Consider the following 25,531-nt stretch of genomic DNA (forward strand, 5'->3'; position numbering starts at 1 on the left):
ACGGCAGCGCCCGGTCGCGAGCCGTCGGTGTGCTCGGTACGGTCGAGGTGACCGTCGACTTCAGTCGTGCCCACGTCCTGGCACGGCCGCGGGTCTCCCCGTGGCGAGCGGCGACGCGATACCGTGGCGTTCCTTTTCCCCACATGATCCTCGTGGCCGCCCTGGAGGTTCCGTGGTACAGGCGTACATCCTGATCCAGACGGAGGTCGGCAAGGCGTCGACCGTCGCCGACACGATCAGCAAGATTCCTGGAGTGATCCAGGCCGAGGACGTGACAGGACCGTACGACGTGATCGTGCGCGCCCAGGCCGACACGGTCGACGATCTCGGCCGCATGGTGGTCGCCAAGGTCCAGCAAGTGGACGGCATCACCCGCACCCTGACCTGCCCGGTGGTGCATCTGTAGCCCCCGTCTACCCTTGGCCGGTGAACTCTCTCCGTCACCGGCACCGTTCTGTCATCGGGCTGTCCGTGCTCGCCGCGCTGATCACCGTCGCGGGCTGCTCCTCAGCAGACGACAGCGTGTCGGCGGCGGTTCCCTCGCCGGGCGCGAAGGTCACCGGGCTGTGCCGGAACCTGGACAAGATGCTGCCGTCGAAGGTCGACGACCAGGGCCGCCGGGATCCCGAGCCCGCGTCCGCGCTGACCGCGGGCTGGGGGAACCCGGCGATCATACTGCGCTGCGGTGTCGTCAGACCCGCCAAGATGAACGACCCGGAGGCCGACGGCGTCGAGGTGAACGGCGTCGGCTGGCTCCTCCAGAAGGAGGACGACGGCTCGTTCCGCTTCACCACGACGCTCCGGAAAGCGTACGTAGAGGTGACCATCCCGAAGGACCGCACCGGGGACGGCATGGCGCCCCTGGTCGACCTCGCGAAGTCCGTGAAGAAGGCGATCCCCGCAGGGATCGCCGACTAGCTCGACCTGACCGAGCTGACCGAGCTGATCAGCGAAGTCCGGTCGACCGGCGCAGCGCCGCCTGCACCAGGAGGTCCACCAGCTCGCCGTAGGGCACGCCGCTGGCCTCCCACATCTTCGGGTACATCGAGATCGGCGTGAACCCGGGCATCGTGTTGATCTCGTTGATGACGAACTCGCCGTCTTCGGTAAGGAAGAAGTCCGCCCGCACGAGCCCCTCGCAGGAGGCCGCGTCGAAGGCGTCCACCGCGAGCCGCTGGACCTCGGCGGTCTCCTCCGGCGTCAGCGGGGCGGGCACGATCCCGGGCGTCGAGTCGATGTACTTCGCCTCGAAGTCGTAGTACGCGTGCTCCTGGGGCGGCGGAATCTCGGCCGGCACGCTCGCACGCGGCCCGTCCTCGAACTCCAGGACCCCGCACTCGATCTCGCGGCCGCGCAGCGCGGCCTCCACGAGGATCTTCGGGTCGTGCCGCTGCGCCTCCTCGATCGCCTCGTCGAGACCGGCCAGTTCGTCGACCTTGGTGATGCCGATCGACGACCCCGCGCGCGCGGGCTTCACGAACAGCGGCCAGCCGTGCTCGCCCGCGAAGTCGATGATCTTCTTGCGCGCGGCGGACTCGTCCCGCTCCCACTCACGGGGCCGGATCACCACGTAGGGGCCGACCTTGAGGCCGAACGAGGTGAACACCCGCTTCATGTACTCCTTGTCCTGGCCGACGGCCGAGGCGAGCACACCGGCGCCCACGTACGGCACACCGGACAGCTCCAGGAGTCCCTGAAGGGTGCCGTCCTCGCCGTAGGGGCCGTGCAGGACGGGGAAGACGACGTCGACCTCACCGAGGGCCTTCGGCACGGATCCCGGTTCGCTGACGACGACTTCACGGTTTCCGGGGTCGAGCGGGAGCACCACGCCACCCTCGCTCGACTCGGCGAGCTCGTCGACGTCGGGCGTACGGCGGTCGGTGATCGCCATCCGCTCCGGGGCGTCGGCGGTGAGGGCCCAGCGGCCTTCGCGGGTGATACCGATCGGCAGGACGTCGTACTTGGTCCGGTCGATGGCCGCGAGGACGGCGCCGGCGGTGACCACGGAGATCCCGTGTTCGGAGCTGCGACCGCCGAACACGACGGCCACACGCGGCTTGCGAGGCGGCTGCTCAGGGTTCTGGGAGAGGTTCTCGGTGCTCATATCGCGATGAGAGTACCCGGTGGTAGTGCTTCGAGTCAGCGTCCCGTTGACGAGCGGCGGTTCGATAAGCGCCCCGGAAGGGGCGCGGGGAACTGCGCGACAAGCCACTACGGCGCGGCAGCCGCACAACGACACCCAGCGGCACCCCGTGGCGGAGCACTCACCGACGCTCGGGCTTGGCGCTGCGCGACATCAGCTCCTTGACGGCCACCACCGGCGACTTCCCCTCGTGCACGATCTCGAACACCGTCTCCGTGATGGGCATGTCGACATCATGCCGACGGGCCAAGTCCAGCACGGACTCACAGGACTTGACGCCCTCCGCGGTCTGCTTGGTGACCGCGATGGTCTCCTGGAGGGTCATGCCCTTGCCGAGGTTCGTACCGAAGGTGTGGTTGCGCGACAGCGGCGAGGAGCAGGTCGCCACCAGGTCGCCGAGGCCCGCGAGTCCGGAGAACGTGAGCGGGTCCGCGCCCATCGCGATACCGAGCCGGGTCGTCTCGACGAGACCGCGGGTGATGAGCGAGCCCTTGGCGTTGTCCCCGAGCCCCATGCCGTCCGCGATGCCGACGGCGAGCCCGATCACGTTCTTCACCGCGCCGCCGAGCTCGCAGCCCACGACGTCGGTGATGGTGTACGGCCTGAAGTACGGCGTGTGGCAGGCGGCTTGGAGCCGGCGGGCAACGGCCTCGTCGGTGCAGGCGACCACCGCGGCGGCCGGCATCCGCGAGGCGATCTCGCGCGCGAGGTTGGGCCCGGAGACCACGGCGATACGGTCCCGGCCGACCTTGGCGACGTCCTCGATGACCTCGCTCATCCGCATGACGGAGCCGAGCTCGACGCCCTTCATGAGCGAGACGAGGACCGTGTCGGGCGCCAACAGGGGTGCCCAGTCGGCCAAGTTGGCGCGCAGCGTCTGCGAGGGGACCGACAGGACGGTGAAGTCGGCGTCGGCGGCGGCCTCGGCGGCGTCGGTGGTGGCCCGCAGGTTCTCCGGGAGTTCCACACCGGGGAAGTAATCGGGGTTCGTACGCGTGGAGTTGATGGCTTCCACGACTTCCGCGCGGCGCCCCCACAGCGTGACCTCGCACCCCGCGTCGGCGAGCACCATGCCGAAAGCCGTGCCCCACGAACCGGCGCTGAATACAGCCGCCTTGACCGGCTTGCTCACGTGCCCTGCCCCTCTTCCTGCTCGACCTTCGGCAGGATCGCCGAATCGGCCTGAGACTCCAACTCCTGTGTTTCCGCGGCCGTCCGGCGCCGCTGCTCGATCCGCTCACGGCGCGGGTCGTAGGGCGTCTCGGGTGCCTTCGCGCCGCGGATCTGCTCCAACAGGCGGGTGATGTCGGCCATGATGACCTCGGTCGCCTCCTTGAGGAGGTCCGGGCTCATCTCCTTGCCGTAGAAACGCGTGAGATCCACCGGCGGGCCCGCGAGCACATGGCTGGTCTTGCGCGGAAAGACGTGCAGCTTCTTGGCGTACGGCGGGAGCAACTCGTTGGCGCCCCACTGCGCTACGGGAATCACCGGGCACTGGGTCTGCAGGGCCACCCGCGCGGCACCGGTCTTGGCGGTCATGGGCCATTGGTCGGGATCCCGGGTGATGGTGCCCTCGGGATAGAACGCGACGCACTCACCGCGTTCCACGGCGGCGATCGCGGCGCGGAAGGCACTCAACGCGTCCGTGGTCTCGCGGTAGACGGGGATCTGTCCGGTGCCGCGCATCGCGGCGCCGACGAATCCCTTCCCGAAAAGGCCGCTCTTCGCCAGGAATCGCGGAACACGTCCGGTGTTGTACTGAAAGTGTCCGTATGCGAAGGGGTCCACTTGGGAATTGTGGTTCACCGCGGTGATAAACCCGCCCTCGGCCGGAATGTGTTCCATTCCACCCCAGTCCCGCTTGATCAGAACCACCAGCGGCGGTTTGCAGAGGACCGCTGCGAAGCGGTACCAGAACCCGATTCTGCGGCGGGGCACGCGAACACCTTCCTCTAGGACCTGGGGGGCCGCACAAGTGTCGCCCCAGGCCGTCGGTCTGTCGAGAACACCGTACGCCCCGCCACCGACACCGCCAGGGGTGCCGGGTGACAATGGCCGCGACAAGAGAGGGGCGGAACGCCCGTGCAGTGGACCTTGGTCATCCCCCTGAAGCCTCTGGCGCGCGCCAAGAGCAGGCTGTCGGACACCGCGGGCGACGGGCTGCGCCCGGGCCTCGCCCTCGCCTTCGCCCAGGACACCGTGGCGGCCGCGCTGGCCTGCCCGGCGGTCCTCGATGTGGCGGTCGTCACGGACGACGCCCTGGCCGGCCGGGAACTGGCCGCACTGGGCGCCCGCATCGTCGCGGACGAGCCGGGAGGGGGCCTGAACGCCGCCCTGCGGCACGCTACGGCGGTCGTGCGGGTTTCCCGCCCCGAAAGCGCGGTCGCGGCCCTGAACGCCGATCTGCCGGCTCTGCGCCCCGCGGAATTGGCCCGGGTCCTGGACTCGGCCGCTGAATTCCCCCGCGCTTTTCTCCCGGACGCGGCCACAATCGGTACCACGTTGCTCACCGCGCGAGAGGGCCGCGAATTGCGCCCGGCTTTCGGCACGGATTCCCGAGCCCGCCATCGCGCCTCCGGTGCGGTCGAACTCACCCTGGACGCGGTGGATTCCGTACGCCAGGACGTGGACACCGGCGAGGACCTGCGCGCGGCACTGGCCCTCGGGGTGGGGCCGCGCACGGCGGCAGCGGCGGCGGGGCTGCTGATTCCGGGACAGTAGCCGGCAGTAGGCTGCGCCCATGCAGGCGACCGCTTACACCTACGACGCCGGGACCCGTACCGGAAGTGTGCTGCTCGACGACGGCACCCCGGTGTCCTTCGACGCCGCCGCGTTCGACGCGGGCGGGCTGCGGCTGCTGCGGCCGGGACAGCGGGTGCGGATCGAGACCGAGGGCCCCGAGGACGGCCTCAGGGTCACGCTGGTGACGCTGCAGACCTTCTGAACGCCTTATCCCGTACGAGACGTCCTGAACGCCCGTACAGGGGCCGTGAATACGCCGCGGGCCGGACTCCCAGAGGGAGTCCGGCCCGGCGCGTGAGTGCCCTGCGCCCCGTGACTAGCGGGTGGCGGTGGCCTTCTTGGCGGTGGTCTTGCGCGCCGTCGACTTCTTGGCGGGGGCCTTCTTGGCCGTCGCCTTCTTCGCCGGGGCCTTCTTGGCGGTGCCGGTGGCCTTCTTGGCCGCCGTCTTCTTGGCCGTCGCCGTGGTCTTCTTGGCGGTGGCCTTCTTGGCCGTGGCCTTCTTCGCGACGGTCTTCTTGGCGACCGTCTTCTTCGCCACGGTCTTCTTCGCGGCGGCCGTCGCCTTCTTGGCGGTGGTCTTCTTGGCCGCGGCCTTCTTGACCGTCGCCGCAGCGGTGCCGCTCAGGCTGCCCTTGGGCGCCTTCTTGACGGCGACCTCGCCGCCGCGCGGGAGCTTCTTCGAGCCGCTCACCAGGTCCTTGAACCCCTGGCCCGCGCGGAAGCGCGGCACGGAGGTCTTCTTGACCCGAACCCGCTCGCCCGTCTGGGGGTTGCGGGCGTAACGGGCCGGACGGTCGACCTTCTCGAACGAACCGAAGCCGGTGACCGAAACCCGGTCCCCATTGACGACGGCACGGACGATGGCGTCCAGAACCGCGTCGACCGCCTCGGCGGCCTGCTGACGGCCGCCGACCTTGTCCGCAATCGCTTCTACGAGCTGCGCCTTGTTCACGTCTTCCCCTTCGGAGACATTGCCGGAACGAAACTGCTCCGGCTTTTTCGCACGTTAGGCAGATATATACCGCAAATCAAACACGAAACGGGCTAATCACCCGTGCGCCGCAACGAACTCGGCTGTCCTGGACTTGTTTCAGCGTTCCTCTTCCGGGAATCGACCCGCGTCGAGGTCCTCTGTGAACCGGTCCAGCCGCCTTGTCGCGTCGGCGAGATCGTGCTTGGCCGCGGCCGTAATGACCAGCAGCTTCCGGGCCAGCGCCATCCGTACGCCCTCCGGGACTTGCAGTGCGCGCACCCTTGTGTGCGCTTCCTTGAGTTGGTCCGCGACTGCCGCATAGAGCTTGAGTTGGCCGTCGTGTTCCATGCACAGATTGTGCCATCTGGGGCGAGTTGTCGCCTGCGGGGGTAGCAACTGGTGCCTCAAACAGCCTTCTGGAGCGCGGCGGCAGCCTTGGCTCAAAGCTGCGCCTACCCCGTCAACACCCTGTCTAACACAGGGAGTTGAGCAAAGCGTTGCAGGCGCGCAGGGCCGTTCGGGTGCAGACACGGCTGTACCCCCAATCGTGGCGATCGGGGGTACAGACGGGGTGTCGTGTGGCCGAATCTCGACTCGGGGAAGGCCTCGTGAGGTCCTTCGGGTCAGATCTGGACCGTCCGCGGCTTGTACGAGGGGCGCTTGGCCTCGTACGCGGCGATGTCGCCCTCGTTCTGGAGGGTGATGGAGATGTCGTCCAGGCCGTTCAGCAGTCGCCAGCGGGCGTTCTCGTCGAGTTCGAAGGCGGCGGTGATGCCTTCGGCGCGCACCTCGCGGGCCTCCAGGTCGACCGTGATCTCGGCCTGCGGGTCCTTCTCGGCGAGGTCCTGCAGCGCGTCCACGATCTTCTGCTCCAGAACCACCGTGAGCAGGCCGTTCTTGAGCGAGTTGCCGCGGAAGATGTCGGCGAACCGGGAGGAGATGACGGCCTTGAATCCGTAGTTCTGCAGCGCCCACACGGCGTGCTCACGGGAGGATCCGGTGCCGAAGTCGGGGCCGGCGACCAGGACCGTCGCACCCTTGCGCTCGGGCTGGTTGAGGATGAATTTCTCGTCCTTGCGCCAGGCCTCGAAGAGCCCGTCCTCGAAGCCGTCCCTGGTCACCTTCTTGAGCCAGTGGGCGGGGATGATCTGGTCGGTGTCCACGTTGCTGCGGCGCAGCGGGACGGCCCGGCCGGTGTGCGTGGTGAATGCTTCCATGACTCTCAGACTCCAGCGGGCACAGGGGCGTCGGACAGGTCGGCGGGCGAGGCCAGGTGGCCCAGCACGGCGGTCGCGGCGGCGACCTGCGGCGAGACGAGGTGCGTACGGCCGCCCTTGCCCTGCCTGCCCTCGAAGTTGCGGTTGGAGGTGGACGCGGAGCGCTCACCGGGCGCCAACTGGTCCGGGTTCATGCCCAGACACATCGAGCAGCCCGCGTGCCGCCATTCGGCGCCGGCCTCCTTGAACACGAGGTCCAGGCCCTCGGAGACGGCCTGCAGACCGACCCGCGCGGAGCCCGGGACGACCAGCATCCGTACGCCGTCGGCGACTTTGCGTCCCTCGACGATCGCGGCGGCCGCACGCAGGTCCTCGATACGGCCGTTGGTGCACGAACCTACGAAGACGGTGTCCACCTTGATGTCGCGCAGCGGCTGGCCGGCCTCCAACCCCATGTATTCCAGGGCCTTTTCGGCGGCGAAGCGCTCCGAAGCGTCTTCGTACGAAGCCGGGTCGGGGACGGTCGCCGAAAGCGGCGCGCCCTGACCGGGGTTGGTGCCCCAGGTGACGAACGGCGCCAGCGAGGGACCGTCGATGACGACCTCGGCGTCGAATTCCGCGTCGTCGTCGGTCTTCAGGGTCTTCCAGTACGCGACGGCGGCGTCCCAGTCCTCGCCCTCGGGGGCGTGGGCGCGGCCCTCGATGTACTCGAAGGTGGTCTCGTCGGGGGCGATCATGCCCGCGCGGGCGCCGGCCTCGATCGACATGTTGCAGATGGTCATGCGGGCTTCCATCGAGAGCTTCTCGATGGCGGAGCCGCGGTATTCGAGGATGTAGCCCTGGCCGCCGCCGGTGCCGATCTTCGCGATGATGGCGAGGATCAGGTCCTTGGCGGTGACGCCGTCGGGCAGTTCGCCGTCGACCGTGATGGCCATGGTCTTCGGGCGGGCCAGCGGCAGCGTCTGGGTGGCCAGCACGTGCTCCACCTGGGAGGTGCCGATGCCGAACGCCAGCGCGCCGAAGGCGCCGTGGGTGGAGGTGTGGGAGTCACCGCACACGACCGTCGTACCGGGCTGGGTCAGACCCAGCTGCGGCCCTACGACGTGGACGACACCCTGCTCGACGTCGCCCAGGGAGTGCAGGCGCACGCCGAAGTCGGCCGCGTTCTTGCGCAGCGTCTCCAGCTGTACGCGCGAGACCGGGTCCGCGATGGGCTTGTCGATGTCGAGGGTCGGGGTGTTGTGATCCTCGGTGGCGATGGTGAGGTCGAGGCGCCGCACCGGACGGCCCGCCTGACGGAGACCGTCGAAGGCCTGCGGGCTGGTCACCTCGTGCAGCAGGTGCAGATCGATGAAGAGGAGGTCGGGCTCGCCCTCGGCGCGCCGGACGACGTGGTCGTCCCAGACCTTCTCCGCGAGTGTCCTACCCATCGCTTTCCCTCCGGCCGGCGAAACAGCGCCGGCCCAACTAGAGATCTTGAGGAGACGGCGCTCGCACCCCTGGTTCACGGGCAGCCGCCGCCTGGCCCGTTGGTCTGCGGGCCGCTGTGCCTACAAGAGTTGCGCGTCTCACGAAAAAAGGAACTTGCGTTTCACAGAGTGAGACGCGAGTATCGTTTCATGGACAACAGTAGCGGCGTCGGCGTCCTGGACAAGGCAGCCCTTGTCCTGGGCGCTCTGGAGTCCGGTCCGGCCACCCTCGCGGGTCTGGTCGCGGCGACCGGGCTGGCACGACCCACGGCACACCGGCTGGCCGTGGCTTTGGAACACCACCGCATGGTGGCGCGCGACATGCAGGGCCGTTTCATTCTCGGTCCCCGTCTCGCCGAGCTGGCCGCGGCCGCCGGCGAGGACCGTCTGCTCGCCACGGCGGGCCCGGTGCTCACGCACCTGCGGGACATCACGGGCGAGAGCGCGCAGCTCTACCGCCGCCAGGGCGACATGCGCATCTGCGTCGCCGCGGCGGAACGCCTGTCCGGACTGCGGGACACGGTCCCGGTCGGTTCGACGCTCACGATGAAAGCCGGTTCGTCCGCGCAGATCCTGATGGCCTGGGAGGAGCCGGAGCGCCTGCACCGCGGCCTCCAGGGCGCCCGCTTCACGGCCACGGCCCTCTCGGGCGTACGGCGCCGGGGCTGGGCCCAGTCCATCGGCGAGCGTGAGCCGGGCGTCGCGTCCGTCTCCGCGCCCGTGCGCGGCCCGTCGAACCGCGTGGTGGCCGCCGTGTCCGTCTCCGGCCCCATCGAGCGCCTGACGCGCCACCCGGGCCGTATGCACGCCCAGGCGGTCATCGACGCCGCCGCCCGCCTCTCCGAGGCCCTGCGCCGCACCGGCTGATCCGCCGGGAACATCTCAAGAAGGGCCTGCCTCAACGCCGCGGCAGGCCCTTCGTCATGTCCTGTCCCCCAACTCCCGGTGAACCACGTCGGGTTGACGCACCGGGGCGGACAATGCGAAAGGCCCTCCACCGAAGTGGAGGGCCTTTCGTCTACGTACCCCCGACCGGATTCGAACCGGCGCTACTGCCGTGAGAGGGCAGCGTGCTAGGCCGCTACACAACGGGGGCCTAGATCGTGCGTTTCCGCAGATCTGAGCTGGTCTACCAGGACTCGAACCTAGAATGACGGTACCAGAAACCGTAGTGTTGCCAATTACACCATAGACCAAGGTGATTCAAGGTAAAGCGTACCCCCGACCGGATTCGAACCGGCGCTACTGCCGTGAGAGGGCAGCGTGCTAGGCCGCTACACAACGGGGGCCCTAGCGATCCTGCATGAGAGGTGGCGGGTGCGACCCGGACCACCTTCCTGGGAAGGATCTGTACCCCCGACCGGATTCGAACCGGCGCTACTGCCGTGAGAGGGCAGCGTGCTAGGCCGCTACACAACGGGGGCTTTGCAGAGTTGACCTCTGCGGTTGCAGATGAGCTCTGCGAGCTGGCCTACCAGGACTCGAACCTAGACTAACGGAACCAGAAACCGTCGTGCTGCCAATTACACCATAGGCCACTAAAACTCAACACCCTGCGGTGATCTTGTTCTAGCGTGCGCCTCCAGGTAGCTGACCTTTCGGTCTGTTCTCCGGCGGCGCAGGAAGAACATTACCTGAAGGTGGACGGGGCTCCAAAACGGGTATCAGGGCCGAGGAGCGCGGGGAGTTCGGCGAGTGAGGCGATCCGGTGGCGTCCCACAGGGGCCTCATCAGGGGCGGGCCCGCCGTGGCGGTCGATCCAGACGGACAGCAGACCGGCGTCCGCGGCTCCGCGCCAGTCGATCTCGGGGTGATCTCCGACATACGCCACCTCGTGCGGCGGCAGTCGCAGCGCCTCGCAGGCCGCGAGGAAGGCGCCGGCCTCGGGTTTGGAGACGCCCAGCTCGGCCGCGCACAGGACGGCCTCGAAGCGGTCGTACACACCGAGGGCGCGCAGCTTGCGGTCCTGGACGATGAGGCTGGAGTTGGAGAGGACGGCGTGCCGGTGGCTGGTCGCGAGGGCGTCCAGGACGGGCAGGACGTCCGGGAAGAGGGCCCAGGCGGTCTCGTAGTGATCCTTGTAGCGCCGGAACCAGTCCTCGGCCTCGGTGTCGGTCAACTCCCGCCCCAGGAACAGCCGGACGCGGTCCAGTCGCTGCCCCTCGAACGAGACCTCCCCGGCCGAGAACCGCGCCCAGTGGAACTCGGTGGCCACACGCCAGCGCTCCAGGGCGTCCGCCACGCTCGCGGGCCCGTCGACCAGCCCCTCGGCCAGCAGGTACTCACGCATCGCCGCGCGGTCCGCACCGGTGTAGTCGAACAAGGTGTCGTCGACGTCCCAGACAACGGCCCGAATGGTCATGATCCGACGGTAACCCGCGGCCCGGGGGCGCGTCTGCCCCCGGCCCGCGATCACACGGGGGCGACGAAGAAGTCCGTGACGAAGCAGGTGACTTCGCCGGCCGCCGTACGGCCGATCCAGGTGGGGTAGGCGCCGTCGCCCCAGCCGGAGGTGAAGGCGATCAGGTTGTGCCCGGTGTCGGGGGCGGTGATCAGGTGGGGTCCCGGGGCCCACTTGTTCTGATCGAAGGCGTCCCACAGCGGGCCCTCGTCCGCCACGCACTCCGGGAAGGAGCCGTCGACCGACGCGTCGTAGAACGCGCCCGTGCCGGCGTCGACGCCGTAGCCGTAGAACTCGTCCTCGGTGAGTTCGGCGAGGTTCTGGCCGGGCTGGAGGGCGAGTTCCCAGGTGGCGGTGGGTTCGTCCCGTATGACCAGGCGGGCGGCGGCCACGCGCAAGTGCGGGTCGTCGGACGGGGGTTCCTCGGGCTGGGTGAGGGTGGCGACGGCCGCGTCGACGCGGTAGTGGCCGGGGGCCACGGCGACCGTGAACGGTTCGGACTCGCCCTGGCCGAGGCCGACGAAGGGGTCGCAGGCCACCACCTGGCCGGTGGGGAGCCAGAGTTGGCCGCCGTCGACGAGGTGGATCACGCCGACCGTGCCGGTCTCGTCCTCCGTGAACGTGCTGCCGGGCGTGAACAGCCACGTGTAGTCACGTGCGGTCATCGGCATGAAAGGCGCCTCTCCTGAACGATCTTCAATGATCCGGAACCCTAACGCGCCGCACTGACAACGCCGAAGGGACGGCAGGCCGTTGCGGCTGCCGCCCCTTCACGCGCGGGTGCGTTACGCGGCCAGCTTGGCGAGGGCCGCGTCGATCCGGGCGAGGGTCTTCTCCTTGCCCAGGATCTCCAAGGACTCGAAGAGCGGCAGGCCGATCGTGCGGCCGGTGACGGCGACGCGGACCGGGGCCTGCGCCTTGCCGAGCTTGAGGCCGTGGGTCTCACCGGCGGCCAGGACGGCCTCCTTGAGGGCCTCGGCCGAGGTCCAGTCCGCGGACTCCAGCTTCTCGCGGGCCGTGCGGAGAAGGGCGTCGGAGCCCTCCTTCATGGCCTTCGTCCAGGACGCCTCGTCCTCGGCCGGCTCGGCGAGGAACAGGAAGTCGACGTTGTCCGTGATCTCCGACAACACCTTCAGGCGGGTCTGCGCGTGCGGCGCGACCGCCTGCCACTTGGCCTCGTCGAAGTCCTCCGGCGCCCAGGGGGCGAAGGGGGCCTGAAGCCAGGGGGCGCAGCGCTCGGTGAAGTCCTTCACGTCGAGCAGGCGGATGTGGTCGGCGTTGATCGCCTCGCACTTCTTCAGGTCGAAGCGCGCCGGGTTGGGGTTCACGTCGGAGATCTCGAAGGCCGCGACCATCTCGTCCATCGAGAAGACGTCCCGGTCGGCGGCGAGCGACCAGCCCAGCAGGGAAAGGTAGTTGAGCAGTCCCTCGGGCAGGAAGCCGCGCTCCCTGTAGAGGTTGAGCGAGGACTCCGGGTCGCGCTTGGAGAGCTTCTTGTTGCCCTCGCCCATCACGTACGGCAGGTGCCCGAAGGAGGGGATCTCCTTCGCGATGCCCAGGTCGATCAGCGCCTTGTAGAGGGCGATCTGGCGCGGGGTGGAGGAGAGCAGGTCCTCGCCGCGCAGGACGTGGGTGATCTCCATCAGGGCGTCGTCGACCGGGTTGACCAGCGTGTACAGCGGGGCGCCGTTGGCCCGGACGATGCCGTAGTCCGGCACGTTCTCCGGGGTGAACGTCAGCTCGCCGCGGACCAGGTCCGTGAAGGTGATCGTCTCGTCGGGCATCCGGAAGCGGACGATCGGCGTGCGGCCCTCGGCCCGGTACGCCTCGACCTGCTCGGCGCTCAGGTCGCGGCAGTGGCCGTCGTAGCCGGACGGCTTGCCGGCGGCGCGGGCGGCGTCGCGGCGGGCGTCCAGCTCCGCGGTGGAGCAGTAGCAGTGGTAGGCGCGGCCGGCGTCCTGGAGCTTCTGCGCGACGTCCTTGTAGATGTCCATGCGCTGCGACTGGCGGTACGGCGCGTGCGGGCCGCCGACCTCGGGGCCCTCGTCCCAGTCGAAGCCCAGCCAGCGCAGCGAGTCGAGCAGCTGGTTGTACGACTCCTCGGAGTCGCGGGCCGCGTCGGTGTCCTCGATGCGGAAGACCAGGGTGCCCTGGTGGTGCTTGGCGAACGCCCAGTTGAACAGGGCGGTGCGGACCAGGCCCACGTGCGGGTTACCGGTCGGCGAGGGGCAGAAACGGACGCGTACGGGTGCGCTAGCCACGCTTGACAACCTTGTTGGTGAGAGTGCCGATGCCTTCGATGGAGACGGCGACCTCGTCGCCGACGGTGAGCGGTCCGACGCCTGCCGGGGTGCCCGTGAGGATCACGTCGCCGGGGAGCAGCGTCATGGCCTCGGTGATGTTGACGATGAGATCCTCGATCGAGTGGATCATCTCGCTGGTGCGGCCGAGCTGTCGCTGCTGTCCGTTGACCGTGAGCTGGATGGTGAGGTCGCTCGGGTCGAGGTCCGTCTCCACCCAGGGGCCGAGCGGGCAGGAGGTGTCGAAGCCCTTGGCGCGGGCCCACTGCTTCTCGCGCTTCTGGACGTCCCGCGCGGTGATGTCGTTGGCGCAGGTGTAGCCGAGGATGACGTCCTTCACACGCTCGCGCGGGACCTCGCGGCACATCCGGCCGATGACGACGGCCAGTTCGGCCTCGTGGTGGAGGTCCTCGGTGAAGGAGGGGTACTGGATCTCGTCGCCGGAGCCGATCACCGAGGTCGACGGCTTGAAGAAGGCGAAGGGGACGTCCGGCACGTCATTGCCCAGTTCGCGGGCGTGCTCGGCGTAGTTGCGGCCGTAGGCGACGACCTTGTTCGGGAGGACCGGCGGCAGCAGCCTGACCTTGCTGAGCGGGACCTTCGTACCGGAGAGCTCGAAGTCCGCGAACGGGATGCCCTTGATGATGTCGAGGACGAGCTCGTCCGGCTTGTCGCCCTCGACCGCGCCGAAGGCGACGTTCCCGTCGATGGAGAATCTGGCGATGCGCACGGGATCCTGGCGCCCCTCACTGAGCTGGCTGGAGTCTGACGCTCCAGGCTAACGCGGTGCGGGGCCCCTCCTCGCGCGATTACTCCGCGGCGGCGGTGACCGGGATCTCCATGAGAATGGTGCGGCGCGGATTGGCGGTCTGGGCCGGCAGGTCGAGCGAGTGTTCCTGCAGCTCCGGCGTCTGCAGCGGCTCGGCGTCCGTGAGGTGCGCCAGCGTCGTGCGTCGCGGGTTGGCAATGTTGCGGAACATCATCGTGGTCTTCACTGTTGTACTCGACCCTCGTCAGTCCGTGGGTGGGCGGTTGGCAGATTGTGCCCTCATGTAAAGCGTCAGGCTAAACATCCAATTCCCGGCCGAAGACGCGAAGAGCCCCTGATCCATGTGTGAGTTTGCTCACCACCCCGTGGGCATACCGACCAATTCGGACCCGCAACTCACCTCAACGAAACGGACATTGCCCCCCTGAAGCTCCCATTCCGCTCCTGATCATGGCGACTTGGGCACATCCTGCGCCTCACAGGATGGTGGGGATTTGCCCACTTTGGAGTGAATAGCTTTCTACGTCTCGTGACACTGTCCTCACGGGGTGTCACACAGGTCACAGCCTGGCCTACGGGCCTTGTTGGAGATCCGGCACTGTGCTGGAATTCCACGGACCGCCGCAGAATCAGCCCGGCGCGCAGAGGGCGCAACGCAGCGCCGAGGGCGGCGGAAGGGGGAGCGCCGGTCACTCACGACCACACACTGGGGGGCGCGTTCAGGGCGCTCCCTAAGACGCCGACACCGTCCTTCCGTTCGCGCGGAGGGGCGCCTGGTCCAGAGGTTGCGACGCTAGTGCAGGGACGTTTCAAGAGGGATGGCAGTGCTTCGGCGGAGCCGGAGCCGCATGGCGGGGCTGGCCCCAAGACCGGCAGCTCCTCGCCCCAGCACGCCCAGAACCCGGGCCCGGCGCCGTCAGGTGACGGTGGAGGCCCCGGGCGCCCCGGTGTGTCCGCAGCCCCGACCCCCACGCCCCCGGTGAAGCCGCCGTCGGGCGCACCAGGACCCGGTTCGCGCGTCGCTCTGCGTAACTGGCGCATCTCCACGCGCCTGGTCTCGCTGCTCGCGCTCCCGGTGGTCGCGGCCACCTCGCTGGGCGCCCTGCGCATCAGCGACTCCATGACCGACATCCAGCAGCTCGACAACATGAAGCTGCTGACGGACATGACCAAGCAGGCCACCGAGCTGGCCACCGCGCTCCAGGAGGAGCGCGACCAGTCGGCCGGTCCCCTCTCGCACGGCGGCAAGGCCACCGACTACGAGGTCAAGGGCTACGAGGAGAAGACCGACCGCGCCCGCGACAACTTCATCAACGCCTCTGAAGAGGTGGACAGCGCCAGCAAGAGCGGCAACCTCCAGGGCGTCCGGGAGAGCCTCGTCGGTCTCGCGACCGAGCTGGACAACCTCGACAAGATCCGCAAGACGGCGTACCAGTCGAAGGGCAACTCGACGCAGACGGTCGACGCCTACCACCGGCTGATCAGCCAGCTGCTGGACCTCTCGCAGGACATGGCGGAGGCCACCAGCAACCCGGAGATGATCCAGCGCACCCGCGCCCTGGCGGCCTTCTCCGCCGCCAAGGAGTTCTCGTCCGTGCAGCGCGCCGTGATCGCGGCGGCCCTGCCGAACAACAACACGACGCAGGGCGATCTCTCCGCCAACGACCGGCTCTACGCCGACTCCGCTCTGGAGAGCGAGAAGTCGGAACTGAGCATCTTCCGCAACATCTACGGCAACCAGGGCGCCGAGGACCTCATCGCGCCCATCGAGGACGGCAACCCGACCATCGAGTCGGCCGACACCTACGCCCAGCGCGTCCTCGACAACGCCAACGGCCTGGCCTCGCTGGACAAGCGGTCCTACAAGGACTGGGTGGACGACAGCTCGACCAAGATCGAGCAGATGAAGAAGATCGAGCACACGCTCCTTGAGGACATGGAGCAGAAGGCCCGCGAGCTGCGCTCCGCCTCCGAGCGCGAGGCGATCATCTCCGGTGCGCTGATCCTGCTCGTGCTCGGCGTCTCCCTCGTCGGCGCCTTCGTCATCGCCCGGTCCATGATCCGCTCGCTGCGCCGCCTCCAGGAGACCGCCAACAAGGTCGCCCAGGACCGCCTGCCCGAGCTGGTCAAGCAGCTGTCCGAGTCCGACCCGCAGGACGTCGACACGTCCGTGGAGTCGGTCGGTGTGCACTCCCGGGACGAGATCGGCCAGGTGGCCGCGGCCTTCGACGACGTGCACCGCGAGGCCGTACGACTGGCCGCCGAGCAGGCCCTCCTGCGAGGCAACGTCAACGCGATGTTCACCAACCTCTCGCGCCGCTCCCAGGGCCTCATCCAGCGTCAGCTCTCGCTCATCTCCGAGCTGGAGTCCCGCGAGGCCGACCCGGACCAGCTGTCCTCGCTCTTCAAGCTCGACCACCTCGCGACCCGCATGCGCCGTAACGGTGAGAACCTCCTGGTCCTCGCCGGTGAAGAGCCCGGCCGCCGCTGGACCCGCCCGGTCCCGCTGGTCGACGTGCTCCGCGCCGCCGCCTCCGAGGTGGAGCAGTACGAGCGCATCGAGCTCTCCTCCGTGCCGACCACCGAAGTCGCCGGCCGTGTGGTCAACGACCTCGTGCACCTGCTCGCCGAGCTGCTCGAGAACGCGACCTCCTTCTCCTCGCCGCAGACCAAGGTCAAGGTCACCGGTCACGCGCTGCCCGACGGCCGTGTGCTGATCGAGATCCACGACACCGGTATCGGCCTCTCCCCCGAGGACCTCGCGGCGATCAACGAGCGGCTCGCCTCGCCGCCCACCGTGGACGTCTCGGTCTCCCGCCGCATGGGTCTGTTCGTGGTCGGCCGCCTGTCGCAGCGCCACGGCATCCGCATCCAGCTGCGTCCCTCCGACTCCGGTGGTACGACCGCGCTGGTCATGCTCCCCGTCGACGTCGCCCAGGGCGGCAAGAAGCCCGCTCCGGGCAAGCCCGGTCAGGCCGCCGTCGGTTCCGCGGCGGCAGCCGCCGCGGCCGGTGCCGGTGCGGCCCGCCGGGGCAACGGCCAGGGTGGCTCCGCGCTCGGCGCGGGTGCGCCCGCCCCCGGCAACGGTGGACTTCTCGGTGCCGGGGCCGCTCCGCGCGGCCAGGTCGGTGCCGGTCAGGGCCCGCGGGCCGCGCTGCCCGGTGCGGGCGGTGGACGTCCGGGTGGACCCGGCGCTCCCGGTGGTCCGGGCGGTGCGCGCGGACCTCAGGGTCCCCCGGCGCCGCAGGGCCGTCCGGCCGCGGGTTCCGGTGCCGGTCTCTTCGGTCAGGCACCCGGTGCCCCGCAGGGCATGCAGGCCGCCGGTCCGGGTACCCCGCAGGGCTTCGGCGACGGTCGTCAGGACGCCTTCGGCGGGATACCGCCGCAGAACAACCCCGTACCCCCGCAGCGCACGAGCAACGACGAGCCCGAGCCGCCCCGCGGTGGTGGCCGGCGTCGCGGCCGTCAGCCGCAGCTCCCGCCGCGCGGCGGCGCGCGGGCCGAGCTGCCCGGCGGCAACAACCAGCGCCCCAGCTGGAGCGACGAGAACGCGCAGCCCCCGCTGGGCCGCGGCAACCTCGACGCCCCGCGCGGTCACGACGAGCGGGACGCGGAGCAGACCTCCCGGATGCCGCGCATCGACGACCGCCAGGGCCCCGCGGCCACGACGGAGATGCCGGCGATACCGCGCCTCGACGCACAGGACAGCGGCCAGTTCCCGCGCCCGGGCACCAACGGGCAGCAGAACACGGGCCAGTTCCCGCGTCCCGGCGCCAACGGATCGCAGAACACCGGACAGTTGCCCCGACCGGGCGGACCGCAGGACACCGGCTCGTTCCCGCGGCCGGACGTCGACGCCCCGCGTCCCGGCGCCAACTCCCCGCAGAACGGCGGCCAGTTCGTCCGCTCGGATGTCTTCGGCGCTCCGAACAGCCCGGCCAACAACCCGTCGAACCCGGCCAACACGGGACAGTTCGCCGTCCCGCAGGCGTACGACCCCAGCTCCACGGGCCAGTTCGCGACACCCGGCTTTGACAACGGCTCCACCGGTCAGCACAATCTGCCGAACCGTCAGAACCCCGCGAACACCGGGCAGTTCGAGCGGCCGCAGGTGAACGGGAACCGCAACGGCGCCGATCTCGGCACCCAGCGGCCGCCCGCCCCGCAGCGTCCCACCCGCCAGGAGCCCGAGGCGTTGCCGCCTGCCACGGGTCCCGGTGACGGCAGGACGCCGCTGTACGACACGCTGGAGACCAACTGGTTCCACGGCCAGCAGGCGGAGCAGCAGGGCCAGACCAACGGCTCCGCCCCCGTCCCGCAGCCGCAGGCACCGTCGGCTCCGGCGACACCCCCCCAACGTCCCACGGGCGGTACCTGGCGCAGCTCGCCGAACGACGACCTCGTTCGGCAGGCAGAGCGTGTACGGCAACCGGCCGCGGGCGGCGTCACCACTTCCGGCCTGCCGCGCCGGGTGCCCAGGGCGAACCTCGTCCCGGGTACGGCTCAGCAGCAACAGCACCAAACCGGTCCGCAGGTCTCCCGTGCGCCTGACGACGTACGTGGCCGGCTGACCAATCTCCGTCGGGGCATCGCACAGGGTCGACAGGCCGGTACGGGTACCGGCCAGACCGGCAGCTTCCCCAGCCCCACTCACCAGCAGGAGCGTTAGTTGAGCCAGATGAGCCAGGCGGCACAGAACCTCAACTGGTTGATAACCAACTTCGTGGACAACACCCCCGGGGTGTCCCACACCGTCGTCGTGTCTGCCGACGGACTCCTTCTGGCCATGTCGGAAGGGTTCCCGCGCGACCGCGCCGACCAGCTCGCGGCCGTGGCCTCCGGGCTCACCTCGCTGACGGCCGGGGCATCCCGGATCTTCGAGGGTGGCGACGTGGCACAGACGGTCGTGGAGATGGAGCGGGGATTCCTCTTCCTCATGTCCGTCTCGGACGGCTCGTCCCTGGCAGTGCTCGCGCATCCCGAGTGCGACATCGGTCTCGTCGGCTATGAGATGGCACTGCTCGTCGACCGTGCGGGGGCGGTCCTCACACCGGACCTGCGCGCCGAACTCCAGGGCAGTCTGCTTCACTGACCGGCCCCGGCACCACCCGTCTCACCAAATCACCGTCCGGCCGCCACAATCCCCCCACCGGCCCTGTCAGACGGCTAGCCCGACCGACTTGCTGTCCCGCCCGGAGGATTCATGACCCCGCCCACCGCCTCTCATGATCCGTACGCCGAGCCGTACGGGGACGAGGGCGACCAGCCGCTGGTACGTCCGTATGCGATGACCGGCGGCCGGACCCGGCCGCGCTATCAGCTCGCCATCGAGGCACTGATCAGCACCACGGCCGACCCGGCAGCGCTGATGGGACTGCTCCCTGAGCACCAGCGCATCTGCCACCTGTGCCGCGAGGTCAAGTCGGTCGCGGAGGTGTCGGCACTCCTCGCCATGCCCCTCGGTGTGGCCAGGATCCTCGTCGCGGACCTCGCCGAGGCCGGACTGGTGGCCATCCACCAGCCGGGCGGCGACGAGAACAACGGCGGCGCACCGGACGTGACGCTGCTCGAAAGGGTGCTCAGTGGACTTCGCAAGCTCTGACGGAGGGCGGGCGACCACCTCCGCGAAGATCGTGGTGGCGGGTGGCTTCGGCGTCGGCAAGACCACGTTCGTGGGTGCCGTCTCGGAGATCAACCCGCTGCGCACGGAGGCCGTCATGACGTCCGCGTCCGCGGGCATCGACGACCTCACCCACACCGGGGACAAGACCACCACCACGGTGGCCATGGACTTCGGACGTATCACCCTGGACCAGGACCTGATCCTGTACCTCTTCGGTACGCCGGGTCAGGACCGTTTCTGGTTCATGTGGGACGACCTGGTGCGCGGCGCGATCGGCGCCGTCGTCCTGGTCGACACCCGTCGTCTCGCCGACTGCTTCCCCGCGGTCGACTACTTCGAGAACAGCGGGCTGCCCTTCGTCATCGCCCTCAACGGATTCGACGGCCACCAGCCGTACAACCCCGAAGAGGTACGCGAGGCCTTGCAGATCGGTCCGGACGCGCCGATCATCACGACGGACGCCCGGCACCGTTCGGACGCCAAGAGTGCGCTGATCACGCTGGTCGAGCACGCGCTCATGGCCCGGCTCCGGTAGTTTTCGGCGGGTCTCCGCATATGCAGTTCTCAAGTCGGCAGCGCCATACGGCAGTTGTCGTAGACGCCCCGGAGCCGGCTGTGGCCTTTGACACGGTCGGCCCCGGTGTTCATAACGTTTCGGCAGAGGAATCGGGTGGTACCGCAACGCGTCGCGGTCATCCGGTACCACTGCGCTAACAAAGCCCCGTCTTTTGGCGGGGCTCGCTCTTTATGACCGTTTTATCTGGGGCTTACATCACTCGGAATCCGCGGTTCCGACTGTTTGGAATCGCGCAGGCTGACGTGCTGGAATGCCTGAACTGCCCAATAGTCAACGACGTACTGATAGGCAGAGGTCGTTGACGGGCTTGAGACACTGCGGCACGACGATAGGTGCCGACCGCCGGAAGGTTGTTGGTCGAGTGAGGCGAAGCAAGAACGGTCCCGAGCCGTCGGCCCGGGGCAACTTCACCCCGCCGCCGCGCGGAGCGGCGCCCGCCCCTGTGCCAGGCTCGGAGCCCACGGCGCCACCCGCTCCGAGCGGCGGCCGTTTCTCCCCCCGCAACTGGCGGGTGCCGACCAGGCTGAACGCGATCCTGCTCATACCCGTGGTGGTCGGCCTCGTCATGGGCGGCTTCCAGGTGAAGAGCTCGATCGACACCTGGCAGAACGCCGAGGACGCGGAGAAGACCGCCCGCCTGGTGCAGGCGGCCCTGACCTACAGCAACGCGATCACCAACGAGCGTGACACCACCGCCGCGCCGCTGCTGCTGGGCAAGGGCGTGAAGGACCCGACGGTCGTCGCCGCCCGCAAGGCCACCGACGACGCCGCGGACACCTTCGACAAGGCCGCGCAGAACATGCCGGACCAGTCGGGCCTGGAGCGCCGGCTCAGCCGTTTCCGCAAGGTCGAGCCGCAGCTGACGTCCATCCGGGCCGCCGCGTACACCACCAAGTTCACGGGTGTGCAGACCGAAGAGGCCTACGTGAACCTGGAGCACCCGCTCCTCGAGTTCTCGAACGAACTGGGCCTCGGCACCGGCAACATCACCAGCTACGGCCGCTCGGTCTACGCCATCGCACTCGCCAAGGGCGCGCTCTCCCTGGAGCGCTCCATCGGCATGCACCTGCTGGTCAAGCCGGGCCCCGGCCAGGGCAGCCTCGCCACCCAGCGCACCGCCATCACCTCGTACGCGTACCTGGAGGGCATCGCCATCCAGGAGTACCAGGCCGGTGGTACCGACGCGGACATCGCGAAGCTGAACACGGCCATGGCGAAGGTCAAGACCGACGGCACGGCCATGGTCAAGCAGGCCGCCGAGCAGGCGAAGGCCGCCAACGAGACGTACGTGCCGCCGCCGGCCAACCCGATCGACATGATCACGGCGATGTCCCAGTTGCAGACCACGGACGCCTCGGCGCGCGCGGTTCTCGCCACGAAGGGCATCACCGCGCAGAACTGGTGGGCGGGCACGACCCTCAAGTACGAGGCGTACCGCAAGATCGAGGAGGACAAGGCCGACACCGCGGTGAGCGAGGCGTCGGACATCGCCGACAACGCCAAGCGGGACGCCATCATCACCGGTGCCGCCGTCGTCGTCGCCCTGCTCCTCGCCTTCATCCTGGCCGGTGCCGTCGCCCGCCAGATGAGCCGCGCGATGCGCCAGCTGCGCAACGCCGCCTTCGGTATCGCCGAGCAGCGTCTGCCGATGCTGGTCGACCAGCTCTCGCGCACCGACCCCGGCCGGGTGGACACCCGGATCTCGCCGATCCCGATCAACACGACCGACGAGATCGGCGAAGTCGCCAGAGCCTTCGACCAGGTCCACCGCGAAGCCGTACGACTGGCCGCCGAGCAGGCCCTCCTGCGAGGCAACATCAACGCGATCTTCACCAACCTGTCGCGCCGCAACCAGTCGTTGATCGAGGGCCAGTTGACCCTGATCACCGACCTGGAGAACAACGAGGCCGACCCGGACCAGCTGGAGAACCTCTTCCGCCTGGACCACCTCGCGACCCGTATGCGCCGCAACGGCGAGAACCTCCTGGTCCTCGCCGGCGAGGAGCCCGGCCGCCGCTGGGACCAGCCGGTCCCGCTGGTCGACGTGCTGCGCGCCGCCTCCTCCGAGGTGGAGCAGTACGAGCGCATCGAGCTGTCGGGTGTCCCGGAGGCCGAGATCCACGGCCGCGCCGTGACCGACCTCGTGCACCTGCTCGCCGAGCTGCTGGAGAACGCGACGACGTTCTCCTCCCCGCAGACCAAGGTGCGCGTGACGGCCACCCGTCTCCCCGACGGCCGCGTCATGATCGAGATCCACGACAAGGGCATCGGCCTCACCGCCGAGGACTTCGCGGACATCAACCACAAGCTGGCCAACCCGCCGACCGTGGACGTCGCGATCTCCCAGCGCATGGGCCTCTTCGTGGTCGGCCGGCTGTCCGACCGGCACGGCATCCGCGTCCAGCTCCGCCCCTCGGGCGAGCAGGCCGGCACGACCTCGCTGGTCATGCTGCCGGACGCGATCACGCACGGTGGCGGTGGTGAATCGCAGCTCCAGCGCGACGAGTTCACCGTCTCGCAGATCATGCCGGAGCAGCCGCAGCTCCAGTACCAGGGCGAGGACTTCAACCAGACCCCGCTGCGCACGGCGGCCGAGCTCGGCTTCGACGACACCCGCTACTCCGAGGTGCCGGACGACATCCGCGAGCTGGACCCGGTGGGCCGCTCGCTGATGCGCGAGGAGCGCCGCGCGGCCCTGGAGTCCCAGAAGCCGGGCCAGGAGCTGGAGGCGGGCGACTACCCGGAGTTCACCGAGTTCGACGCCCAGCAGCAGCCGTACGGCAACGGGCAGCAGGGCTACCAGGACCAGCCGACGGGCTTCACCGGCCAGCCCGCGTACGAGGAGCAGCAGCAGACGTCGTACGACGAGCCGCGCCAGCCCTCGTACGACGAGCAGTACTTCGCGCCGAACGGCACCGCGCCGCAGGCCGACTCCTTCCCCGACTCCTTCCCGCCGAACGGCGGTTACCCGGAGCCCGGGTACGCGGAGCCGGCGCAGGAGGAGCGCGCGGCGCAGCATCCCGCGAGCTCGGAGACGTTCTCGGGCTTCGAAGAGCCGTCCTACCAGGACGACTGGCCCCAGCAGGACGGTTACCGCAACGGGTACCCGGACCAGTACGCTCCGGAAGCGGAGTCCACGCAGGCCGCTGACGTCAGTGAGCGGGACCACGTAGGCTTCGAGCGTCCGGGACCGGCGCCCTCCGCCGTCCACGCACTGACCGACGCCGGACTGCCGCGCCGCGGTTCGGCCGCGAACGGCACGAACGGTTCGCAGCCCGCGCAGCCGGGGCCGTCGGCCGCCGCGCCGGAGAGCAAGGTCGATGTCTTCGGCACCGCGAACGGCAGCACCGGCGCCGTGGACTGGCGGTCGGCGAACGATCAGCGCTGGCAGCAGGCGTCGGCACTGAAGAAGCCCAAGGCGGGCGGGGTCACCTCCTCCGGCCTGCCGCGGCGGGTACCCAAGGCCAACCTGGTCGAGGGCACCGCCGAGAGCACCCCCCAGGGCGGCCCCCAGGTCTCCCGCGCTCCCGAGGACATCCGGGGCAGGCTCAGCAACCTGCGCCGCGGGGTCCAGCGGGGACGCAGCGAAGGCAGTGAAACGAACGGTCGGGGCTTCGGCACCGACAGCACCTACAACCAGGAGCGTTAGTGTGAGCCCGATGAGCCAGGCGGCGCAGAACCTGAACTGGTTGATCACCAACTTCGTGGACAACACCCCTGGGGTGTCCCACACGGTGGTGGTCTCCGCCGACGGACTCCTTCTGGCGATGTCCGACGGGTTCCCACGCGACCGTGCCGACCAGTTGGCGGCCGTAGCGTCGGGACTCACCTCACTGACCGCCGGTGCCTCGCGCATCTTCGAGGGCGGCAGCGTGAACCAGACGGTTGTGGAGATGGCGCGGGGATTCCTCTTCCTCATGTCCGTGTCCGACGGTTCCTCGCTCGCTGTTCTCGCACACCCCGAGGCGGACATCGGTCTCATTGGGTACGAGATGGCCCTTCTGGTGGACCGTGCCGGCACGGTCCTGACCCCGGACCTTCGAGCGGAGCTCCAGGGGAGCCTTCTCAACTAACAGACGGACGGTGCGTTTTGGCGTCCTGAGGCCATAAGGTTTCGGGACGCGGCTCCACATTGATGGGTGCCCGGCACAGTCGGAGGAGGAGAAAGTGGCAACACCCCCAGGCGGTTCGTCTTCGGGCAACTGGTCGTACGGCCCCGGCCAGGGGCAGGGCGACGGTTCCCAGAACCGGTACAACTTCCCCTCCTCGCCGTCCCCGCGCCGCCAGCAGCCGTACCCGCAGGGCCCCGGCCCTTCGCCGTACGACCAGCCGCCGGCGCCGCGCATCCAGCCTGTGCAGCCCCATCGACGCTCTCCCGAGTCGGCGCCCGCCGGGTCGACGAGCAATCCTCTGGTACGTCCGTACGCCATGACCGGCGGCCGGACGCGCCCCCGCTACCAGCTCGCCATCGAGGCGCTGGTGCACACCACCGCGCAGCCGCACCAGATGCAGGGCCAGTTGCCCGAGCATCAGCGGATCTGCAACCTCTGCCGGGAGATCAAGTCGGTGGCCGAGATCTCGGCCCTCCTGACGATCCCTCTCGGTGTGGCCAGGATCCTCGTCGCCGACTTGGCGGAGGCGGGCCTGGTCGCCATCCATCAACCCGGCGGCGACGAGAACGCCGGCGGCCAGCCAGATGTGACACTGCTCGAAAGGGTGCTCAGTGGACTTCGCAAGCTCTAGCGGCGGTCCTTCCCGCTCCACCACATCAGCGAAGATCGTGGTGGCGGGTGGCTTCGGCGTGGGCAAGACCACGTTCGTGGGGGCCGTCTCGGAGATCAACCCGCTGCGTACCGAGGCTGTGATGACGTCCGCGAGCGCGGGCATCGACGACCTCACCCACACCGGAGACAAGACGACCACGACGGTCGCGATGGACTTCGGCCGTATCACCCTGGACCAGGACCTGATCCTGTACCTCTTCGGTACGCCGGGTCAGGACCGCTTCTGGTTCATGTGGGACGACCTGGTGCGCGGCGCGATCGGCGCGATCGTGCTCGTGGACACCCGTCGTCTCGCCGACTGCTTCCCCGCGGTCGACTACTTCGAGAACTCGGGTCTCCCCTTCGTCATCGCCCTCAACGGATTCGACGGCCACCAGCCGTACAACCCCGAAGAGGTACGCGAGGCCCTCCAGATCGGCCCGGACGCGCCGATCATCACGACGGACGCCCGCCACCGCGCGGACGCCAAGTCGGCTCTGATCACGCTGGTCGAGCACGCACTCATGGCCCGCCTCCGGTAGCACGCGGCACGA

General features: G+C 69.1%; 25 protein-coding genes and 5 tRNA genes. 13 read left to right on the forward strand and 17 right to left on the reverse strand.

Translation table 11 applies throughout. The annotated features are described in order from the left end of the window. Window positions 1–172: 172 nt before the first annotated feature. Window positions 173–406 carry an Lrp/AsnC family transcriptional regulator gene (locus tag OG714_RS16160; protein ID WP_019068732.1) on the forward strand — a complete coding sequence of 78 codons (234 nt, stop codon included), beginning with the start codon at window positions 173–175 and terminating at the stop codon, window positions 404–406. Window positions 407–426: 20 nt separating this feature from the next. After that, window positions 427–918 carry a DUF3515 domain-containing protein gene (locus tag OG714_RS16165; RefSeq protein WP_406121653.1) on the forward strand — a complete coding sequence of 164 codons (492 nt, stop codon included), beginning with the start codon at window positions 427–429 and terminating at the stop codon, window positions 916–918. A 28-nt stretch (window positions 919–946) separates the two neighbouring features. Here the strand turns inward: OG714_RS16165 and OG714_RS16170 are convergent, their stop codons facing one another. The 3 genes from OG714_RS16170 to OG714_RS16180 all read right to left on the reverse strand — a co-directional run bounded on the left by OG714_RS16170 (window position 947) and on the right by OG714_RS16180 (window position 4,081). Continuing rightward, on the reverse strand, window positions 947–2,104 hold the full coding sequence (locus OG714_RS16170) for a D-alanine--D-alanine ligase family protein (protein ID WP_406121655.1): 1,158 nt from the start codon (window positions 2,102–2,104) through the stop codon (window positions 947–949). 160 nt (window positions 2,105–2,264) lie between these two features. Then, window positions 2,265–3,275 carry an NAD(P)H-dependent glycerol-3-phosphate dehydrogenase gene (locus tag OG714_RS16175; protein WP_406121657.1) on the reverse strand — a complete coding sequence of 337 codons (1,011 nt, stop codon included), beginning with the start codon at window positions 3,273–3,275 and terminating at the stop codon, window positions 2,265–2,267. After that, window positions 3,272–4,081: a lysophospholipid acyltransferase family protein gene (locus OG714_RS16180; protein WP_406121658.1), complete on the reverse strand. Its 810-nt coding sequence runs from the start codon at window positions 4,079–4,081 to the stop codon at window positions 3,272–3,274. Before OG714_RS16180 ends, OG714_RS16175 begins: the two co-directional genes overlap by 4 nt. A gap of 144 nt (window positions 4,082–4,225) precedes the next feature. Here OG714_RS16180 and cofC point away from each other — a divergent pair, with 144 nt between their 5' ends. Then, the gene (gene cofC, locus OG714_RS16185; RefSeq protein ID WP_406121660.1) at window positions 4,226–4,864 is read left to right on the forward strand and encodes a 2-phospho-L-lactate guanylyltransferase; all 639 of its coding nucleotides are present in this window, start codon (window positions 4,226–4,228) and stop codon (window positions 4,862–4,864) included. 19 nt (window positions 4,865–4,883) lie between these two features. Beyond that, a complete protein-coding gene (locus OG714_RS16190) occupies window positions 4,884–5,087 on the forward strand; it encodes a hypothetical protein (RefSeq protein WP_327401063.1) in 204 nt (67 codons plus the stop codon). A 114-nt stretch (window positions 5,088–5,201) separates the two neighbouring features. On the opposite strand, the gene OG714_RS16195 is transcribed toward OG714_RS16190, so the two are convergent. From OG714_RS16195 to leuC, 4 genes are all read right to left on the reverse strand, one after another. Continuing rightward, a complete protein-coding gene (locus OG714_RS16195; RefSeq protein WP_406121662.1) occupies window positions 5,202–5,837 on the reverse strand; it encodes an HU family DNA-binding protein in 636 nt (211 codons plus the stop codon). Window positions 5,838–5,975: 138 nt separating this feature from the next. Next, complete coding sequence (locus OG714_RS16200) at window positions 5,976–6,206, reverse strand: hypothetical protein (protein WP_033282690.1); 231 nt, start codon at window positions 6,204–6,206, stop codon at window positions 5,976–5,978. Between the two features lie 275 nt (window positions 6,207–6,481). Beyond that, entirely contained in the window at window positions 6,482–7,075 is a 594-nt protein-coding gene (leuD, locus tag OG714_RS16205; RefSeq protein WP_406121664.1) for a 3-isopropylmalate dehydratase small subunit, read from the reverse strand. A 5-nt stretch (window positions 7,076–7,080) separates the two neighbouring features. Further along, window positions 7,081–8,505 (reverse strand): 3-isopropylmalate dehydratase large subunit, encoded by a 1,425-nt coding sequence (gene leuC, locus OG714_RS16210; RefSeq protein ID WP_406121666.1) that lies wholly within the window; start codon window positions 8,503–8,505, stop codon window positions 7,081–7,083. A gap of 189 nt (window positions 8,506–8,694) precedes the next feature. Here leuC and ndgR point away from each other — a divergent pair, with 189 nt between their 5' ends. Beyond that, window positions 8,695–9,411: an IclR family transcriptional regulator NdgR gene (gene ndgR / locus OG714_RS16215; protein WP_019068721.1), complete on the forward strand. Its 717-nt coding sequence runs from the start codon at window positions 8,695–8,697 to the stop codon at window positions 9,409–9,411. Between the two features lie 156 nt (window positions 9,412–9,567). On the opposite strand, the gene OG714_RS16220 is transcribed toward ndgR, so the two are convergent. The 10 genes from OG714_RS16220 to OG714_RS16265 all read right to left on the reverse strand — a co-directional run bounded on the left by OG714_RS16220 (window position 9,568) and on the right by OG714_RS16265 (window position 14,240). Further along, window positions 9,568–9,640: transfer RNA gene (locus OG714_RS16220), tRNA-Glu, on the reverse strand. Between the two features lie 28 nt (window positions 9,641–9,668). Further along, window positions 9,669–9,740, reverse strand: a tRNA-Gln gene (locus OG714_RS16225). Window positions 9,741–9,760: 20 nt separating this feature from the next. Next, window positions 9,761–9,833, reverse strand: a tRNA-Glu gene (locus tag OG714_RS16230). A gap of 62 nt (window positions 9,834–9,895) precedes the next feature. Then, window positions 9,896–9,968: transfer RNA gene (locus OG714_RS16235), tRNA-Glu, on the reverse strand. 42 nt (window positions 9,969–10,010) lie between these two features. Further along, window positions 10,011–10,082, reverse strand: a tRNA-Gln gene (locus OG714_RS16240). A 92-nt stretch (window positions 10,083–10,174) separates the two neighbouring features. Next, a complete protein-coding gene (locus tag OG714_RS16245; protein WP_406121668.1) occupies window positions 10,175–10,906 on the reverse strand; it encodes an HAD family hydrolase in 732 nt (243 codons plus the stop codon). 50 nt (window positions 10,907–10,956) lie between these two features. Beyond that, window positions 10,957–11,616, reverse strand: coding sequence for a DUF4241 domain-containing protein (locus tag OG714_RS16250; RefSeq protein WP_406121670.1), 660 nt, complete (start codon window positions 11,614–11,616; stop codon window positions 10,957–10,959). Between the two features lie 114 nt (window positions 11,617–11,730). Then, entirely contained in the window at window positions 11,731–13,215 is a 1,485-nt protein-coding gene (gltX, locus tag OG714_RS16255) for a glutamate--tRNA ligase (protein ID WP_406121672.1), read from the reverse strand. Beyond that, window positions 13,199–13,975, reverse strand: a complete 777-nt coding sequence (locus OG714_RS16260) for a fumarylacetoacetate hydrolase family protein (protein ID WP_406121674.1) — start codon at window positions 13,973–13,975, stop codon at window positions 13,199–13,201. The genes gltX and OG714_RS16260 overlap by 17 nt, the downstream gene beginning before the upstream one ends. Window positions 13,976–14,054: 79 nt before the next feature. After that, complete coding sequence (locus OG714_RS16265) at window positions 14,055–14,240, reverse strand: hypothetical protein (RefSeq protein WP_019058645.1); 186 nt, start codon at window positions 14,238–14,240, stop codon at window positions 14,055–14,057. 570 nt (window positions 14,241–14,810) lie between these two features. Here OG714_RS16265 and OG714_RS16270 point away from each other — a divergent pair. The 8 genes from OG714_RS16270 (at window position 14,811) to OG714_RS16305 (ending at window position 25,519) form a co-directional block, all read left to right on the forward strand. Then, window positions 14,811–18,683, forward strand: a complete 3,873-nt coding sequence (locus tag OG714_RS16270) for a nitrate- and nitrite sensing domain-containing protein (RefSeq protein WP_406121676.1) — start codon at window positions 14,811–14,813, stop codon at window positions 18,681–18,683. Window positions 18,684–18,692: 9 nt separating this feature from the next. Next, entirely contained in the window at window positions 18,693–19,106 is a 414-nt protein-coding gene (locus OG714_RS16275) for a roadblock/LC7 domain-containing protein (RefSeq protein WP_005479910.1), read from the forward strand. A gap of 111 nt (window positions 19,107–19,217) precedes the next feature. Beyond that, a complete protein-coding gene (locus OG714_RS16280) occupies window positions 19,218–19,616 on the forward strand; it encodes a DUF742 domain-containing protein (protein WP_019058642.1) in 399 nt (132 codons plus the stop codon). Beyond that, the gene (locus OG714_RS16285) at window positions 19,597–20,172 is read left to right on the forward strand and encodes an ATP/GTP-binding protein (RefSeq protein WP_006375318.1); all 576 of its coding nucleotides are present in this window, start codon (window positions 19,597–19,599) and stop codon (window positions 20,170–20,172) included. Before OG714_RS16280 ends, OG714_RS16285 begins: the two co-directional genes overlap by 20 nt. Window positions 20,173–20,575: 403 nt before the next feature. Next, the gene (locus OG714_RS16290; protein ID WP_406121678.1) at window positions 20,576–23,863 is read left to right on the forward strand and encodes a nitrate- and nitrite sensing domain-containing protein; all 3,288 of its coding nucleotides are present in this window, start codon (window positions 20,576–20,578) and stop codon (window positions 23,861–23,863) included. A 10-nt stretch (window positions 23,864–23,873) separates the two neighbouring features. After that, window positions 23,874–24,287, forward strand: coding sequence for a roadblock/LC7 domain-containing protein (locus OG714_RS16295; protein ID WP_406131840.1), 414 nt, complete (start codon window positions 23,874–23,876; stop codon window positions 24,285–24,287). A gap of 94 nt (window positions 24,288–24,381) precedes the next feature. Next, entirely contained in the window at window positions 24,382–24,957 is a 576-nt protein-coding gene (locus OG714_RS16300; RefSeq protein WP_026150694.1) for a DUF742 domain-containing protein, read from the forward strand. Further along, window positions 24,938–25,519: an ATP/GTP-binding protein gene (locus OG714_RS16305; protein WP_060901234.1), complete on the forward strand. Its 582-nt coding sequence runs from the start codon at window positions 24,938–24,940 to the stop codon at window positions 25,517–25,519. Before OG714_RS16300 ends, OG714_RS16305 begins: the two co-directional genes overlap by 20 nt. Window positions 25,520–25,531: the final 12 nt, after the last annotated feature.

The organism is Streptomyces sp. NBC_00989, assembly GCF_045162655.1.
In the GTDB taxonomy this organism is placed as follows: domain Bacteria; phylum Actinomycetota; class Actinomycetes; order Streptomycetales; family Streptomycetaceae; genus Streptomyces.

What these genes read in the sequence shown, in the direction of transcription:
- OG714_RS16170 (WP_406121655.1), bottom strand. Translation starts at nt 2,104, where the DNA reads ATGAGCACCGAGAACCTCTCCCAGAACCCTGAGCAGCCGCCTCGCAAG.
- OG714_RS16190 (WP_327401063.1), top strand. Translation starts at nt 4,884, where the DNA reads ATGCAGGCGACCGCTTACACCTACGACGCCGGGACCCGTACCGGAAGT.
- OG714_RS16200 (WP_033282690.1), bottom strand. Translation starts at nt 6,206, where the DNA reads ATGGAACACGACGGCCAACTCAAGCTCTATGCGGCAGTCGCGGACCAA.
- leuD (WP_406121664.1), bottom strand. Translation starts at nt 7,075, where the DNA reads ATGGAAGCATTCACCACGCACACCGGCCGGGCCGTCCCGCTGCGCCGC.
- leuC (WP_406121666.1), bottom strand. Translation starts at nt 8,505, where the DNA reads ATGGGTAGGACACTCGCGGAGAAGGTCTGGGACGACCACGTCGTCCGG.
- ndgR (WP_019068721.1), top strand. Translation starts at nt 8,695, where the DNA reads ATGGACAACAGTAGCGGCGTCGGCGTCCTGGACAAGGCAGCCCTTGTC.
- OG714_RS16245 (WP_406121668.1), bottom strand. Translation starts at nt 10,906, where the DNA reads ATGACCATTCGGGCCGTTGTCTGGGACGTCGACGACACCTTGTTCGAC.
- OG714_RS16250 (WP_406121670.1), bottom strand. Translation starts at nt 11,616, where the DNA reads ATGCCGATGACCGCACGTGACTACACGTGGCTGTTCACGCCCGGCAGC.
- OG714_RS16275 (WP_005479910.1), top strand. Translation starts at nt 18,693, where the DNA reads ATGAGCCAGGCGGCACAGAACCTCAACTGGTTGATAACCAACTTCGTG.
- OG714_RS16280 (WP_019058642.1), top strand. Translation starts at nt 19,218, where the DNA reads ATGACCCCGCCCACCGCCTCTCATGATCCGTACGCCGAGCCGTACGGG.
- OG714_RS16295 (WP_406131840.1), top strand. Translation starts at nt 23,874, where the DNA reads ATGAGCCAGGCGGCGCAGAACCTGAACTGGTTGATCACCAACTTCGTG.